The sequence below is a fragment of the Peptoniphilus vaginalis genome (assembly GCF_900176605.1).
GTDB classification, from domain to species: Bacteria; Bacillota; Clostridia; order Tissierellales; family Peptoniphilaceae; genus Peptoniphilus_A; species Peptoniphilus_A vaginalis.
On sequence record NZ_FXLP01000005.1, the window covers coordinates 273626 to 288145 of the forward strand.

At 34.4% G+C, this 14520-nt stretch carries 16 protein-coding genes; 14 read left to right on the plus strand and 2 right to left on the minus strand.

All coding sequences use genetic code 11. The features are described from left to right. Position 1 precedes the first annotated feature (1 nt). From pknB to CAN42_RS06085, 4 genes are read left to right on the plus strand one after another with little or no spacing between them, the layout of a single operon-like run. Complete coding sequence (pknB, locus tag CAN42_RS06070; RefSeq protein WP_085875947.1) at positions 2–1990, plus strand: Stk1 family PASTA domain-containing Ser/Thr kinase; 1989 nt, start codon at positions 2–4, stop codon at positions 1988–1990. Continuing rightward, a complete protein-coding gene (gene rsgA, locus CAN42_RS06075; RefSeq protein WP_085875948.1) occupies positions 1990–2841 on the plus strand; it encodes a ribosome small subunit-dependent GTPase A in 852 nt (283 codons plus the stop codon). Before pknB ends, rsgA begins: the two co-directional genes overlap by 1 nt. Further along, positions 2841–3485 (plus strand): ribulose-phosphate 3-epimerase, encoded by a 645-nt coding sequence (gene rpe / locus CAN42_RS06080; protein ID WP_085875949.1) that lies wholly within the window; start codon positions 2841–2843, stop codon positions 3483–3485. Before rsgA ends, rpe begins: the two co-directional genes overlap by 1 nt. Continuing rightward, the gene (locus tag CAN42_RS06085) at positions 3482–4117 is read left to right on the plus strand and encodes a thiamine diphosphokinase (protein WP_085875950.1); all 636 of its coding nucleotides are present in this window, start codon (positions 3482–3484) and stop codon (positions 4115–4117) included. Before rpe ends, CAN42_RS06085 begins: the two co-directional genes overlap by 4 nt. A gap of 179 nt (positions 4118–4296) precedes the next feature. Here the strand turns inward: CAN42_RS06085 and CAN42_RS06090 are convergent, their stop codons facing one another. Further along, the gene (locus CAN42_RS06090) at positions 4297–5535 is read right to left on the minus strand and encodes a carboxylate--amine ligase (RefSeq protein ID WP_085875951.1); all 1239 of its coding nucleotides are present in this window, start codon (positions 5533–5535) and stop codon (positions 4297–4299) included. 72 nt (positions 5536–5607) lie between these two features. Continuing rightward, entirely contained in the window at positions 5608–6573 is a 966-nt protein-coding gene (gene mnmL, locus CAN42_RS06095) for a tRNA modification radical SAM protein MnmL/YtqA (protein WP_085875952.1), read from the minus strand. A gap of 100 nt (positions 6574–6673) precedes the next feature. Between mnmL and CAN42_RS06100 the strand changes: the two genes are divergently transcribed. From CAN42_RS06100 to nth, 10 genes are all read left to right on the plus strand, one after another. Further along, entirely contained in the window at positions 6674–7570 is an 897-nt protein-coding gene (locus tag CAN42_RS06100) for a tetratricopeptide repeat protein (protein WP_085875953.1), read from the plus strand. Then, positions 7567–8322 carry a type I methionyl aminopeptidase gene (gene map, locus CAN42_RS06105; RefSeq protein ID WP_085875954.1) on the plus strand — a complete coding sequence of 252 codons (756 nt, stop codon included), beginning with the start codon at positions 7567–7569 and terminating at the stop codon, positions 8320–8322. Before CAN42_RS06100 ends, map begins: the two co-directional genes overlap by 4 nt. A gap of 3 nt (positions 8323–8325) precedes the next feature. Next, complete coding sequence (locus tag CAN42_RS06110; protein ID WP_085875955.1) at positions 8326–9690, plus strand: MATE family efflux transporter; 1365 nt, start codon at positions 8326–8328, stop codon at positions 9688–9690. Between the two features lie 12 nt (positions 9691–9702). Further along, positions 9703–10308 carry a peptidylprolyl isomerase gene (locus CAN42_RS06115; RefSeq protein WP_085875956.1) on the plus strand — a complete coding sequence of 202 codons (606 nt, stop codon included), beginning with the start codon at positions 9703–9705 and terminating at the stop codon, positions 10306–10308. Between the two features lie 4 nt (positions 10309–10312). Next, entirely contained in the window at positions 10313–10915 is a 603-nt protein-coding gene (locus CAN42_RS06120; RefSeq protein WP_085875957.1) for a thymidine kinase, read from the plus strand. A gap of 51 nt (positions 10916–10966) precedes the next feature. Further along, the gene (locus CAN42_RS06125; RefSeq protein WP_245149855.1) at positions 10967–12046 is read left to right on the plus strand and encodes a carbohydrate kinase; all 1080 of its coding nucleotides are present in this window, start codon (positions 10967–10969) and stop codon (positions 12044–12046) included. Beyond that, positions 12036–12959 carry a pseudouridine-5'-phosphate glycosidase gene (locus CAN42_RS06130; protein WP_062571165.1) on the plus strand — a complete coding sequence of 308 codons (924 nt, stop codon included), beginning with the start codon at positions 12036–12038 and terminating at the stop codon, positions 12957–12959. The genes CAN42_RS06125 and CAN42_RS06130 overlap by 11 nt, the downstream gene beginning before the upstream one ends. Continuing rightward, entirely contained in the window at positions 12931–13443 is a 513-nt protein-coding gene (locus tag CAN42_RS06135) for an acyl-CoA thioesterase (protein WP_245149856.1), read from the plus strand. Before CAN42_RS06130 ends, CAN42_RS06135 begins: the two co-directional genes overlap by 29 nt. Positions 13444–13576: 133 nt before the next feature. Then, entirely contained in the window at positions 13577–13858 is a 282-nt protein-coding gene (locus tag CAN42_RS06140) for a DUF503 domain-containing protein (protein ID WP_062571166.1), read from the plus strand. 17 nt (positions 13859–13875) lie between these two features. After that, the gene (gene nth / locus CAN42_RS06145) at positions 13876–14517 is read left to right on the plus strand and encodes an endonuclease III (RefSeq protein WP_085875959.1); all 642 of its coding nucleotides are present in this window, start codon (positions 13876–13878) and stop codon (positions 14515–14517) included. Positions 14518–14520 lie beyond the last annotated feature (3 nt).

The window sequence follows — 14520 nt, forward strand, 5'->3', positions numbered from 1 at the left end:
AATGATTAATAAAATTTTAGGAAATAGATACGAAATATTAGAAAAAATTGGCACTGGCGGTATGGGCAATGTATTTAAGGCTCATGACAGCAAACTTGATAGGATAGTTGCCATTAAGGTTCTAAAATTAGAATATAATGAAGATAACAATTTTATAAGAAAATTTAAGAGAGAGTCACTTGCAGCAGCAAGCATCTCTCACCCAAATATAGTTAGCATTTATGATGTTGGGACTGAAAAAATTCAAGATAAGGAAGTCCACTACATTGTTATGGAGTACATTGATGGAAAAACTCTTAAGGACTTAATTAATGATGAAGGAAGACTTTCCGAAAAGAGGGCCTTAAATTACTGCATACAAATTGCTGAAGCCCTTAAAGTTGCCCACTCTAAGCATATAGTCCACAGAGATATAAAGCCTCAAAATATTATGGTCACAAGGGATGATAGGATAAAGGTTACAGACTTTGGAATAGCGAGAGTAGCAGACAACACAACTGTGACAGCTACAAATGCTGTTATGGGTTCTGTTCACTATTTTTCACCAGAACAAGCTAGGGGTGCAAAGGTAGATAACAGGTCTGATATTTATTCTCTGGGTATAGTTCTTTTTGAAATGTTAACAGGTAGGTTGCCTTTTGATGCAGATAATCCTGTATCTGTTGCTTTGATGCAAGTGCAATCTCAGATGCCAAGACCTTCTGAATTTATAAAAAGTCTTGACCCATCTGTTGATGCCTTAGTTTTAAAGATGACTGAAAAAGATCCAGATCATAGATATAAGGATGTCTTTGAACTTATTAAGGACATTAAAGATTACACAATGGGGGCAAAGACTTTCTCAGTAAATAGAGTTTACGAAGAAGATGAGGATGCAACAGTTGTCACTCCACCTGTTAATAGAAGGCCAAATAGGAATCACTCAAATAATTTGGATGCCAAAAGACCTAACAAACCAAAAAAAGTTCTTAAAAAGAAAAAATCTGTGGCTCCAGCCATATTGGGGATATTCTCGGCTATTGTAATTATTGCTCTCTTAATTTATGTAGTTCCAAAGGCAATAAAGGGTATGAAGTCTGGTGACGTAGTTGAAAAAATTTCTATTGAAAATTACATTGGAAAGACTCGTGAAGAAGCAAAGGAACTTATAGAGGCTCAGGGCTTAGTATTAGATGTTAATACCGTGGAAAATGAAAATGAACCAGATGGAGTAGTATTAGGACAAAATCCAGAAGAAGGGACTACCGTCGAAAAAGGAAGCACAGTTACACTTGAAATTAATGAACTTCCTGATTCTGTTCCAGTTCCACCACTTAAGGGATTGTCAGAAGATGAAGCAAAAAAATTACTTGAAGAAAATTCACTAAAATTAGGTTCTGTAGAAGAAGAATTTAATGACACTGTTGAAGAAGGTAAGGTCATTTATTCAAACCCTGATGGAGGTTACTCTGTAAAAAGAGGAACAGCTGTAAAACTTATTGTATCTAAGGGGGCTGACAATACTCCAGTTGTTTTAGGCGACTACAAGGGTATGGACCAAGATGTTGTTGTAAATCAATTAAAGAGTCTTGGGCTAACTGTTGTTATAGAAAACGGATATAGTAACAAGGTTTCTGAGGGTCAAGTTTATGACATGGATCCAAAATCAAAAACAAGTGTGGAAAAGGGATCAACTGTCACACTTTATATATCAAAGGGACCTAAAACAGATGCTGATGATAGGAATGAAGATAAAAATAGTGACGATAACAACAAGGATGATAATTTTAACAAGGTAAATCATATAAAGATTAAGGTTCCTGATGATGGAGATAGCCACAAGGTTTCTGCTGACAGGGTAAGAGATGGCAATGGAAATAAAACAGGTGGTCAAACTGTTTGGAACTATAATGTTGAAGCTGGAGACGTTGCAAGTGTTGAACTTATAGGTCCTGGTGATTACAACATATATGTTGATGGCAACCTTGTAAAAACTGAAAAGATAAGATAATGATTGGAAAGATAATTAAACTAATTGGTGGCTTCTACTACATTCTTGCTGAGGGACAAGTTTATGAGACTAGGGCAAGAGGAAATTTTAGACATTCCAAGGTGGAGCCAATAGTTGGTGACAAGGTAGAATTTAAATATGAAGAAAAAACTCTGGGATATATTGAAAAAGTATATCCCAGAAAAAATATGCTCACAAGGCCAAAGGTAGCCAATGTTGATATGGCTCTAGTTGTGGTTCCTGTTATGGATCCAAAATATAATTTAATGACAATAGACAAGACTATTATACAGGCAGAGCACCAAGGCATTGATGTGGCTATTATAATAAATAAGTGTGACCTAGATAGGGAAGTGAGCAAGAAACTTGTAAGTCTTTATGAGAACTCTGGATTTAAAACTTTTATGATTTCTTACAAAGATGATTCTATAGAGGACTTAAGATATTATATAAGGGGAAAGACAGTTGCTCTATGTGGAGTTAGTGGTGCAGGCAAGTCAACGATTACTTCTAGGATATTGGATAAGGAGCTTGAAGTCGGGAAAGTCTCTGACAAGACGAGAAGAGGTAAGCATACAACAAGACACACAGAAATCCTATTTAAGGATGATATATATATCTTTGACACACCAGGCTTTTCTTCCTTAAACTTAAATATTAACAGTGATGATTTAAAAAATTATTTTAGAGAATTTGAAAAATATTCATCTTGTAAGTTTAACAACTGCAACCACATAAGAGAACCACAGTGTGGGGTTAAGCAAGCTCTTAAGGCTGGAAAAATTGAAAAAGAAAGATACGATAACTACTTATACATTTTTGAAGAATTAAAAAGCAAAGGAGAATACTAATGATTTCACCATCACTACTCTCAGCAGATTTTACAAATTTAGAAAAAGAAATAAAGATACTCAAGGAAGAGAAAGTTGACTTTCTTCACCTTGATATCATGGATGGGAACTATGTGCCAAATATTTCCTATGGTCCTGGTATAGTGAAATCCTTGAGGCCTTTAACAGATATTCCCTTTGACACCCACCTAATGATTGAAAGACCAGAAAATTTCATTGAAGATTTTAAAAATGCAGGCTCTGACATTATAACTATCCATCCAAGTACAACCAAGCACCTTGATAGGACACTTTCACTTATTAAGTCCCATGGTATAAAGGCAGGCCTTGCCCTTAATCCATCAGACAGTCTTGAAGTCTTAGATTATACTTTAGACAAGCTTGACTTAGTATTAATTATGAGTGTTAATCCAGGCTTTGGTGGACAAAAATTCATCCCATCTGCTCTTAGAAAAATATCTGAAGTAAAGAAGATGATTGAAGAAAGAAAGCTCAAGACCCTAATTGAAGTTGATGGTGGGGTTAAGCTAGACAACGCAAGAGAAGTTCTAAAGGCTGGAGCTGATATACTTGTTGCAGGCTCTGCAATTTTTCAAAAAAATAAGACTAGGGAAAATATAAAGGCATTTAAGGAATTGTTATGAAAAAAGCATTATTAATTTCTGGTGGCAGGCAAGTTTCTAAAGAACTAATAGAAAAGTATCTTGATAGGTTTATAATTGTGGCAGATGGTGGCGCGAGACTTCTTATGAAGTATGATTTAGGAGCCAATCTTCTATTAGGTGATCTTGATTCTATTGGAGAGGAAGCCCTAACTTATATTAAGGAACACAAGATAGAAGTTAAAAAGTTTCCTGCAAAAAAAGATTTCACTGACACAGAGCTGGCCTTATCTTACCTAGTTGATGAAGGCTACAAGGATATTGTAATTCTTGGTGCACTGGGAACAAGACTTGACCATGAGCTTGCCAACTTATTGAATCTTAAAAAATTATACAAAAAGGGAATAAAGTCAAAAATAGAAGACGATTATAATGAAGTTATTTATGTAGAAGAAGGAACTTATGACTTCGTAAAAACCAATAAAAAATATTTTTCTTTAATAAATGCTGGTGATAGGATGAACTTTACAACTAAGGGGCTTTATTACGAAGTAGAAAACCTTGAAATTAATTCAGAAAATCCTAGCAGGGGAGTTAGTAATGAAATGGTGGGAGATAGTGCTACTATAAAAATCAATTCTGGCTCAGCCTTTATCATTCAGTCGAGAGATTAAGATTAAGCCCAAGCTTTAAGAAGCTTGGGTTTTCTTTTATAAGCATCGAAAAACATATGAATTTAAAATTTTAAATAAGAATTAGAAAGTAAATTATAGATAGCTCTTAAATATTAATTTATTACTTAATATTTAAGGTCAAAGAATAACCAGCTCCATATCAAAGAGCTGGTTAATTTTTATTTTTCTAATTTATAATACATTTTGTAGTGTTTTATTGATCCATACTTTCTCTTTAGATAAGTTATTTCTCTAGAAATGCTAAAGTCCTTCTTGTTGTTAATTGTAAACTCATAGCCATTCCTTAAAAGCTTATCAATTGTCTTGTGGTATTTTTTATTTGTGTATTCTTTTAAAAGTTTTGGATGGGCATTCATCCAAATTTTTGAAGTATCCTTGTGGTAGTAAACCTCTTCTTCAAAGCCAAGGTCTAAGAGGTCACGAATGTAAAAATCAAGAACGTTTACGCCACCAGCAGCCATAAAGTAGTGACTTTGTGGAAGTCTTAGGTTCATTTCAAAGGCCTTGAAGCTATTGTCTCGTGGATCGTATTTTAAGTCTATGTTTGAAAAGCCAGTGTAGTGAATTGACTCTAACTTTTCTTTATAGAATTTAAAAAGTTCTGGCATATATCTTGTGTAAATCGCATCATTATTTCCAATCCTTAGTGGAAGTGGATCGGCAAGAAGAATTTGACCATATACCATCATCCTAACTTTTCCATTCTTGTCACAGTAGGCGTTAAAGGAGGCTTGGTTTGATGCAGGGCCAGGAATAAATTCTTGGACAAGCATTGTACCTTCATAGTTGTTGTCATCGTAAATAGTTTTTACAACGGACTCAAGTTCTTCATAATCAGATATTGTGTAGACCTTATACTTGTTTGGAAAAGATAATTTCACATAGGAAATAGAATCGTTGGGCTTAAGTATAAGTGGAAATTGCAAATCAAGGTCTTTAATTTCCTTAGAAGAATTTATTATTGCAAATTTAGGATAGGGTATGCTAAGTTCTTCGCAGGTATTATAAAAATCAATTTTATTTTCAAGCCTTTCATTTAAGTCTGTTGATGGCGTATTAAACTTGTAATATTGTTTTATCTTTTCCTTGTTGTTTGATAGCAACTTGGAATACTCGTCACCGCATGGAATTGTAATCAGGCTGGCATCTTTATTAGCTTCTGCAAATTTTATCATTTCATTTACAAAAACTTCATTATCAGAAAAGTTTTTTATAATTTTTCTATCAAGAATCTTTGAATTGTCTGTAGCAGGAAGGGCCTTTTGACAAAAAACTGTGGAGATTAGACCATAGTTGTCATTTAAAATACGAGCAATCCCATAGGCATTTTCATCGGAACCAAGAATTACAAACTTAACTTTATATTTTTTTATTAAATCTCTAGGAATATTTTTCATGTTTCTCCTTTTATCGATAAATTTATTTAGTCGCTATATCTTTATACATTATACACCAGTAGAAAAGAAAATTTAAGGAAACTGGTAAAAAGCCTTATCCTTATCCTTCCAATAATTTGAAATTTTTATTATCTCATCTTGAGAAATTATTTTTTTATTACTTTCCTTTAAAGCCTTGTCGATTTCAGAAATCACAGACAACTTGTCAGCACACCACTTAGGTTCATAAAGTTTTGACTTTGGTGGGTCCCCAGTTATCCTGTGGACTACAGTTTTCTCGTCAATCCTATCTAGGGCTCTAAGAATAAGATCAACATATTCCTCTTTTGAAAGAATTTTAAAATTTTTATTTTTGTATAGATTATAGATTGGCGAATCCTTTAAGATGTATAAATTGTGAAACTTTACTCCAAAGGGTGCAAGATCTTTTATATAATTAATTGTCTTATCGAAGTCCCCTTGGCTTTCATAGGGAAGCCCGAAGATAGCGTGAAGCAAAAATAAAATATTTGCATCCTTTAGCTTATTTATAGTATCATCAAAAAGTTTGTGAGAGTAGCCACGATTAATTAGCTTAATTGTTTCTTCATTAACTGATTGCATCCCAAGTTCAAGCCAAAGAGTTTTTTTCTCAGAGATTTCTTTTAAATACTCAATCTTCTCATCATCAAGGCAGTCACACCTAGTTGCAATTGAAATACCACTCACATCATCACGGTCTGCGACTTGATCATAAATTCTTTTTAAATCATCAAGATCCCCATAGGTGTTGGTAAAATTTTGAAAGTAGGCTATGTAGTTCTCGGCTTTCCATTTATTTTTTAAAAACTTTTTTTGACTTTCAATTTGTTCCTCTATACTTAAATACTTTGAACTAGCGAACTCTCCACTGCCTTCATCAGAACAGAAGATGCAACCAGTATTTGACAGTCTGCCATCTCTGTTGGGACAAGAAAATCCTCCATCAAGAGAAAGCTTGACAGTCTTGCCGCCAAAGTATTCTTTAAAAAAATCATTAAAGGATAAAAATCTTCTCACACTTATCACCACATTCATTATATATTTAATTAAAAATTATTTCTATCTCTGTGAAATTGAAAAAAATACTATATAATAGAATAGGAATTGAGGTTTTTTAATGGACTTAAAATTTAAAAACTATTTAATTTTAGCAGAAGATTTTTTAATTGATGGCGATTATGATAAGGCTGAGGACCTTTTACTAAGGTCGCTTAACTTTACATCTACCAAAGACATTGATGAAAGAATTTCAGTTTACTTTGAGTTAGCTGATATTTATCTAAAAAAAGAAGTTTATAATGAGGCAAAAAATTATTTTGAAAAGATTTTAGATTTAAAGGAAATGCCTGGTGCCTATTATGGACTTGCCATTACCAATGACTTCGAGGGTGGAGACATAGGCTACTCTATAGGAAATTATAAAAGAGCCATTAACTTAGATGATAATTATGACAGGGCTCACTATTACTTGGCTCAAGCCTATGACAAAATGGGAGAGAGTAGGCTTGCCATAGATGAATTAAAAAAAGTTATTGACATAGATAAATTTGATTTTGTAGCCTACAATGACCTAGGGTCTATCTATGAAGTCCTAAATGAAGATGAACTGGCAGAAAATTATGTAAAAAAATCATTAGATATTAAACAAGATTATGGGAGAGCCATCTATAATATGGGTGTCCTTAGTAAAAAGAAGGGCGACAACAAGCTGGCACTTAAATATTATTATGATGCCATAGGAAAATTTGAAGAACCCTTTTTATTTTTAAATATGTCAGCAATTTATATTGAAGAAAAGGATTATAAAGCTGCTATTGATATATTAAACAGGGGACTTATAGATTTTCCAAAGTCGGTAAATCTTCACTATAACAAGGCCTGCTCCTTCCACTTGCTTGGGAGAGATGACTTGGCTAAAGAAGAGATTATTAAAGCTATAGATATAAATCCAGATGCCTATCACTGGGCATTGAAGGACGATGATTTAAGCGAAATAGTAAAGGAGTTAAAATGATAATTATAAAAACAGAAGAGGAAATTAAGAAAATGCAAGTTGCTGGTAGAGTTTTATCAGACGTTCACCACAAGCTTAGAGATTTTATTAAGCCTGGTGTTAAGACAATTGAAATCGACAGATTCGTGGAAAATTATTTAAAGGAAAGAGGAGCCTATCCTGAACAAAAGGGTTACGAAGGCTATCCTTATTCAGTTTGTGCCTCTGTTAATGATGAAATTTGCCACGGTTTTCCAACTGAATATGAATTAAAAGACGGAGACATAATTACAGTTGATATGGTTGTAAATGTGGATGGATGGCTTGCCGATTCAGCTTGGTCCTATGAAGTGGGCAATGTTTCACCTGAAGCAAAAAAACTTTTAAGAGTTACTCGTGAAGCAATGTATAAGGGAATAGAAAAAGCTGTAATAGGAAATAGACTTGGCGATATTGGAGCAGCAGTACAAAAACACGCTGAAGACAATGGCTATTCTGTAGTAAGAGAATTTGTTGGCCATGGCATTGGACAAGAAATGCATGAAGACCCACAAGTTTTACACTATGGAAAGCCTGGACGTGGTCTTAGAATCCAAGAGGGAATGGTATTTACTATTGAACCAATGATAAATATGGGCAAGAAGGAACTTACAATTGACGATAATGGTTGGACAGCAAGGACAAAGGACGGTTCTCTTTCAGCCCAATATGAGCACCAAATTGCGATAACAAAGGATGGTCCAATAATTATTACAGATCAAGGTGATTGTTAATAAATGAGGGAAGTCAATTTACTAAGGGGAAATATTTTTTCTGCCCTATTAAAAATGGCTTTGCCGCTAATGGGAACTGCCTTTGTTCAAATGGCATATTCTCTTGTAGATTTAATGTGGTTGGGACGACTCTCTACAGAAGCAGTAGCTGCTGTAGGGGCCTGTTCCTTTTTAGTTTGGATGGCTCAGGCCATAACCCTTGTTGCCAAGACAGGAGTTTCTGTTGGACTGTCTCAGGCCTTTGGAAGGAATGATGAGGAGTCGTCAAAAAAAGTTTGGATAGCAGGATTTATAATTAATTCAATCTTTTGTATAGGTTTAATGACCTTATACATAAGTATGAGAAATAATATTATTGGCTTTTATAGACTAGAAAAATCTGTTCACACTATGGCAGTTGATTATTTATTAATTGTCAGTGGAGGACTTATTTTTACTTTTTTAAATCCAATCTTATCTTCAGCTTTTTTTGCTAAGGGAAATTCAATAACACCCTTTAAGATTTCAATTATTTCCCTAATAATTAATTTAATCCTGGATCCCTTTTTCATCTTTGGAATTTGGATATTTCCAGAAATGGGAATAAGGGGAGCAGCCTATGCTACTGTTCTTGCCCAGATGGTATCGAGCCTATTGTATCTTTACGTTGGAGTAGTAAATAGAGAAATATTTGTGAGGACAAATTATTTTAAGATGCCTGAAAGCTCTTACTTTAAATCAATTCTAAATCTTGGCTTGCCTGCATCACTCCAGTCTTTAATTCATGCTTCAGTGAGTATGATATTAAATAGATATATAGCAAGCTTTGGAGCTTTATACATTGCTGTTTATTCCATTGGATCGCAAGTAGAGTCTATTTCCTGGATGACTGCTGATGGTTTTTCCGTTGCCTTCTCAGCATTTTTTGGTCAAAATTTTGGAGCAAAAAATTATGAAAGGCTTCATCATGGAAGAAGAGAGGCCTTGAAAATTATAAACATAATTGGAATTTTTGCTACAGTCCTCTTATTTTTCTTTGCAGAAAATTTATTTAGACTCTTTATACCTAAGGACCCTGAGGCCATTATAGCCGGTATAGATTATTTAAAAATTCTAGCTTTTTCGCAATACTTTATGACTTTAGAAATTGGTACTACAGGTATGTTAAATGGACTTGGCCTCACGAGGTATCCCGCTATAAATTCTATGGTATTTAATGTGTCAAGGATTCCTATGGCTCTTTTATTAATGCAAATTTTACATGTAAATGGAATATGGACGGCCATGACCCTATCATCAGTTTTAAAGGGAATATTTTTAACTTTTATGTATTATTATTTGCGAAAAAAGACTAAAGGTTTTAGAATTAATATGAAAAGTTATTTATGAAAGGGAGATAGAATGTTAAAACAATTTGAAAAACCTGCAATTGGAGAAAAGATTGCAGTGCTAAAGACTAATAAAGGCAATATTAAGATTAGATTATTTGAAGAAGCAGCACCCCTTGCTGTTGAAAACTTCATTTCACTTATAGAAGACAAGTACTACGATGGAATAATTTTTCATAGGGTTATAGAAAACTTTATGATTCAAGGTGGAGATCCAAGTGGAACAGGTCGTGGAGGAGAAAGTAAGTGGAATAAACCTTTTAAGGATGAGTTTGATGTAAACTTTAGAAACTTTAGGGGAGCCCTTTCCATGGCAAACGCTGGTCCTAATACAAATGGATCTCAATTTTTTATTGTTCAAGGGGACAAGCTATCTGATGATATAATCTCCCAAATGAAAGAAGCTGGAGAAAAAAATGGTTATCCTGAAGAAATTGTAAAAGCCTACGAAGAAAAGGGTGGAGCTTTTTGGCTTGATGGAAAGCACTCTGTCTTTGGACAAGTTTTTGAAGGAATGGATGTAGTTGATGACATTGCAAGGACTAGAGTTGGTTTTATGGATAAGCCAGTTAATGATATTGTAATAGAAGAAGCACTTGTAGAAGAGTATAAGGGATAAGGTCATGCATCAATATAGAGGAAGAATGATTTTACACACAGGTTCAATGTTTTCAGGTAAGACAAGCTCACTCGAAAAGGACCTAAAGAGATTTTCTATTGCCAACTACAAGGTGGTTGCCTTTAAACCACTTATGGATAAGAGGTATGCTAAAAGTGAAATTGTCACACATGACAAGATTTCCCTTGACGCTGTTGAAGTAGAATCAATAAGAGAAATATTAGATTATGTAGAAAAATACTCTCCACAAGTTGTTGGTATTGATGAAGTACAATTTTTGTGCGACACTCCTGAACTTGTATTAGAAGACTTAGAAAAAATTCTCGATATGGGGATTACCATTGTTTTGGCAGGTCTTGATATGGACTACATGGCTCAACCCTTTGAAATAGTAAAGGAACTTATGCCCAAGGTTGACTACCTCAACAAACATCATGCAGTTTGCAAGAAATGTGGAACAGATGCCTGGGTTTCTCATAGAAAAATCAAGAGCGACAAGAGGGTAGAGCTGGGAGCAGTAGAAGAATATGAACCACTTTGTAGAAGATGCTACAGGGAAGCAAGAGAAGAAGATAAGCTAAGAAAAAATCAAGAAAACTTTTTATAAGATATTGACATCCTCTAATCATTTGACTAGAATATAAGTAAATGATTAGAGGTGATTTTTTTGACTCCAAGAGAGAAAGAAATTATAAATCTTTTGAAAAAAAATCCTGGAATGTCTCAGCAAGAAATTGCTGATGAGTTAAAGATCACAAGGTCAGGTGTATCTGCCCATATTAATAACTTGATGACTTCGGGTTATATCTTGGGCAGGGGTTATATCTTAAGAGAGGACACCTATGTAGCAATACTTGGTGGCTGCAATATGGATATAACAGGTTCAACCCTTGACAATTTAAAGGAGAGAGACTCAAACCCAGGTAAAATTGAATACTCTAGTGGCGGTGTTGGAAGAAACATTTGTGAGAACCTAGCAAGGCTTGGAGTTAATACAAGCCTCCTATCAGTGGTAGGAAGAGACGATGCTGGCAAAAATATTTTGACTGAGCTCAATAGGATTAATGTTGATAGCTCAAGAGTTTTAATAACTGATGGTATCACTCCACACTATCTTGCAATCCTTGATGAAACAAGGGATATGTACGTAGCCATATCAGATATGGAACTTATAAAAAATATAGACAAGGATTATGTAGAGAAAAATAAAAAGATTATTGAGAACGCTGAGTTCACAGTAATGGATACAAACCTTGAAGAAGAAACTCTTGACTATGTCCTAAAAAATTTAAAGGGAAAGTTTTTAATAGATGGGGTTTCAACTAAGAAGGTAATTAAGATTAAAGATTTGCTTGATAAGATTTACTTCTTAAAGGTAAATATTTACGAAGCCCAAGCCCTTTCAGGCTTAGAAACTGATAATATAGATAGGCTTGGAGAAGACCTAATCAATAAGGGACTAGAAAGTCTTGTAATAACTGCTGGAGGTCAAGGATCGTATTATTTTGAAAAAGATTTTAAAATGATGAGAAAGCCAAGAGAAGTTAAGGTATTTAGTGCCAGTGGAGCAGGAGATGCCTTTATGGCAGGCTATGCTTATGGACTCTACAATGACCTAGAAATAGAAGAGAGAATGGCTACAGCAGAAGCTGCGGCTAGGATAGCACTTATGAGTTCAGACTCATGTTCAAAGGATATGAATGAAAATAATTTAAAAGGAGAAATTTATGATTACTAATGAAATGTTAAAAAAATATGTTGAGTACAGTGACGAAGTTAAAAAAGCTATGGAAGAAGGCAAACCAGTAGTTGCTCTTGAATCTACAATTATTTCTCACGGAATGCCTTACCCACAAAATATTGAAACAGCTAAGGCTTGTGAAGAAATAATTAGAGAAAATGGAGCTGTTCCTGCAACAACTGCAATAATTGGAGGAAAAATAAAAATCGGTCTTAGCGAAGAAGAGTTAGAATTTATGGCAACTTCAAAAGACATCATCAAGGCTTCAAGAAGAGACTTTGCTTACATCGTTTCTCGTGGACTTAATGGAGCTACAACTGTTGCATCAACAATTATTGCATCAAGGCTTGCTGGAATCAAAATCTTTGTTACAGGTGGACTTGGTGGAGTTCACAGACACGCTGAAACAACATTTGATATTTCAAGAGACCTTGATGAACTTGCATCAAATGACATTATGATAGTATGTGCAGGTTGTAAATCAATCCTTGATATTGGACTTACTCTTGAATATCTTGAAACAAAGGGTGTGCCAGTATTTGGTTACCAAACTGACTACATGCCAGCTTTCTTTACAAGAAAATCTGAGTTTAAAGTTGACTACAATATTAAGACTCCAAAGGAAGCAGCAGAAGCCGCAAACACTCAATGGGATCTTGGCCTAACTGGTGGAATTCTTCTTACAAATCCAATTCCAGAATCAGATTCAATGGATGAAGATAAAATTAATAAGGCAATTGAAACAGCTCTTGTTGAAGCTGAAAAGAAAGGAATTCATGGAAAGGAAACAACTCCATTCTTATTAAGCAAGGTTCTTGAAGTTACAGAAGGAAAGTCTCTTGAAGCAAATATTGCTCTTGTAAAAAACAACGCAAGATTAGGTGCTGAAGTTGCAAAATATCTCTACTAATTCAAAAAAAGTTTCAGAATCAAAGGTAGTCTTTACTTACGGTATCATGCCAACAGATTTAAACACTGGAGGCACACTTTATGGACCCAGACTTTTCGAGATAGCAGACCACAGTTCTGGTACTTGTGCCATAAGACACACAAGGGGAAGAGTTGCCACAATCTCATGTGATAACTTTACTTTTCATAAGCCAATTAACCAAGGAGATTTTTTAACTGCGACAACTTTTATTTCAGGAGTGGGGAACACTTCTGTAGAAGTCTTTACAAAATTTACTAAAGAAGTTCCTATGACTGGTGAAACTGAACTTGCAGCCTTTTGTTTCTTAACTTTTAAGTGCAAGGGAGCAGAGCCAGGTAAGATTCCAGCAATTATTGGAGAAAGTCTTGAAGAGAAAAAAATTATAGAAGGCTACGAAGCTAGAAAACAAATAAATAAAATCAGGCAACAAAACAATAAGGAATTAAGAGAAATCTTAAAATAAAATGAAGCTGTAAGTAACTTTTGTTATTTGCAGCTTTTAATTTGCTTAATATGTTTTTAGAGAAGATTGAATTCAAGACAGGGTAGGCTTTTTAATATGAAAATATTTTCATATTCATGTTATAATATTTAATATGATAATAGGAATTTGTACTTGCGAAATTTTTATTTTTAATGCAAACTCTCTTAAGTCCAAGAGGTCTGTAGTTAAAAGTATTATTGAAAAATCAAAAAACAGATTTAATATATCAATTGCTGAAGTGGGAGACAATGATAAATGGCAAAAATCTATTATTGCCTTCTCAACTATCTCTAATGAGCAGAAGGTTGTTGAAGAAACTATGGATAAAGTAATAAACTTTTTTGACTCCTATAGTGAAATCGAAATTATAAGTATTAAAAGGGAATTATTATAAAATTAAGGGGAATAAAGATGAAGGGAATTTTAAGCCACGAAGAGGCCGACAAGTGCCTTGACGTCTTAGAAGAGACTTATCCAGATGCAAAGTGTGAACTTGAACACAGGAACCCCTTTGAGCTTTTAGTGGCAACTATCCTATCAGCTCAATGCACTGATGTGAGAGTTAATAAGGTGACTGGAGAGATGTTTAAAAAATACAATAAGCCGGAAGACTTTGCCGAGATGGATATAAAGACTTTGGAGGGACTTGTAAAAGAATGTGGTCTTTACAGAAACAAGGCCAAGAACATAAAGGCAACTTCTAATGTAATACTGGAAGAATTTAATGGCAAAGTACCTGAAACTATTAAAGAATTAATGAAGCTTCCTGGAGTAGGAAAGAAGACAGCCAACGTTGTAGCATCAACTTGTTTTGGAGTCCCTGCTATAGCTGTTGATACTCATGTCTTTAGGGTTTCGAATAGAATTGGCTTTGTTAGTGAAAATAATGTAGAAAAGACAGAGAAAGCCTTAGAAAATAAAATTGATAGAAAGAGGTGGACTAAGGCCCATCACTTATTTATTTTCCATGGAAGAAGATGTTGCACTGCTAGAAGTCCTAAATGTGACTTTTGCACTATAAAGGATTTTTGTAGATATTATGGGGAGACATGACTT

Bases quoted from the DNA above. Each gene is read 5' to 3' on its own strand.
- pknB (WP_085875947.1), top strand. From the start codon at position 2: ATGATTAATAAAATTTTAGGAAATAGATACGAAATATTAGAAAAAATT.
- rsgA (WP_085875948.1), top strand. From the start codon at position 1,990: ATGATTGGAAAGATAATTAAACTAATTGGTGGCTTCTACTACATTCTT.
- rpe (WP_085875949.1), top strand. From the start codon at position 2,841: ATGATTTCACCATCACTACTCTCAGCAGATTTTACAAATTTAGAAAAA.
- CAN42_RS06085 (WP_085875950.1), top strand. From the start codon at position 3,482: ATGAAAAAAGCATTATTAATTTCTGGTGGCAGGCAAGTTTCTAAAGAA.
- CAN42_RS06090 (WP_085875951.1), bottom strand. From the start codon at position 5,535: ATGAAAAATATTCCTAGAGATTTAATAAAAAAATATAAAGTTAAGTTT.
- CAN42_RS06100 (WP_085875953.1), top strand. From the start codon at position 6,674: ATGGACTTAAAATTTAAAAACTATTTAATTTTAGCAGAAGATTTTTTA.
- map (WP_085875954.1), top strand. From the start codon at position 7,567: ATGATAATTATAAAAACAGAAGAGGAAATTAAGAAAATGCAAGTTGCT.
- CAN42_RS06110 (WP_085875955.1), top strand. From the start codon at position 8,326: ATGAGGGAAGTCAATTTACTAAGGGGAAATATTTTTTCTGCCCTATTA.
- CAN42_RS06115 (WP_085875956.1), top strand. From the start codon at position 9,703: ATGTTAAAACAATTTGAAAAACCTGCAATTGGAGAAAAGATTGCAGTG.
- CAN42_RS06120 (WP_085875957.1), top strand. From the start codon at position 10,313: ATGCATCAATATAGAGGAAGAATGATTTTACACACAGGTTCAATGTTT.
- CAN42_RS06130 (WP_062571165.1), top strand. From the start codon at position 12,036: ATGATTACTAATGAAATGTTAAAAAAATATGTTGAGTACAGTGACGAA.
- CAN42_RS06140 (WP_062571166.1), top strand. From the start codon at position 13,577: ATGATAATAGGAATTTGTACTTGCGAAATTTTTATTTTTAATGCAAAC.
- nth (WP_085875959.1), top strand. From the start codon at position 13,876: ATGAAGGGAATTTTAAGCCACGAAGAGGCCGACAAGTGCCTTGACGTC.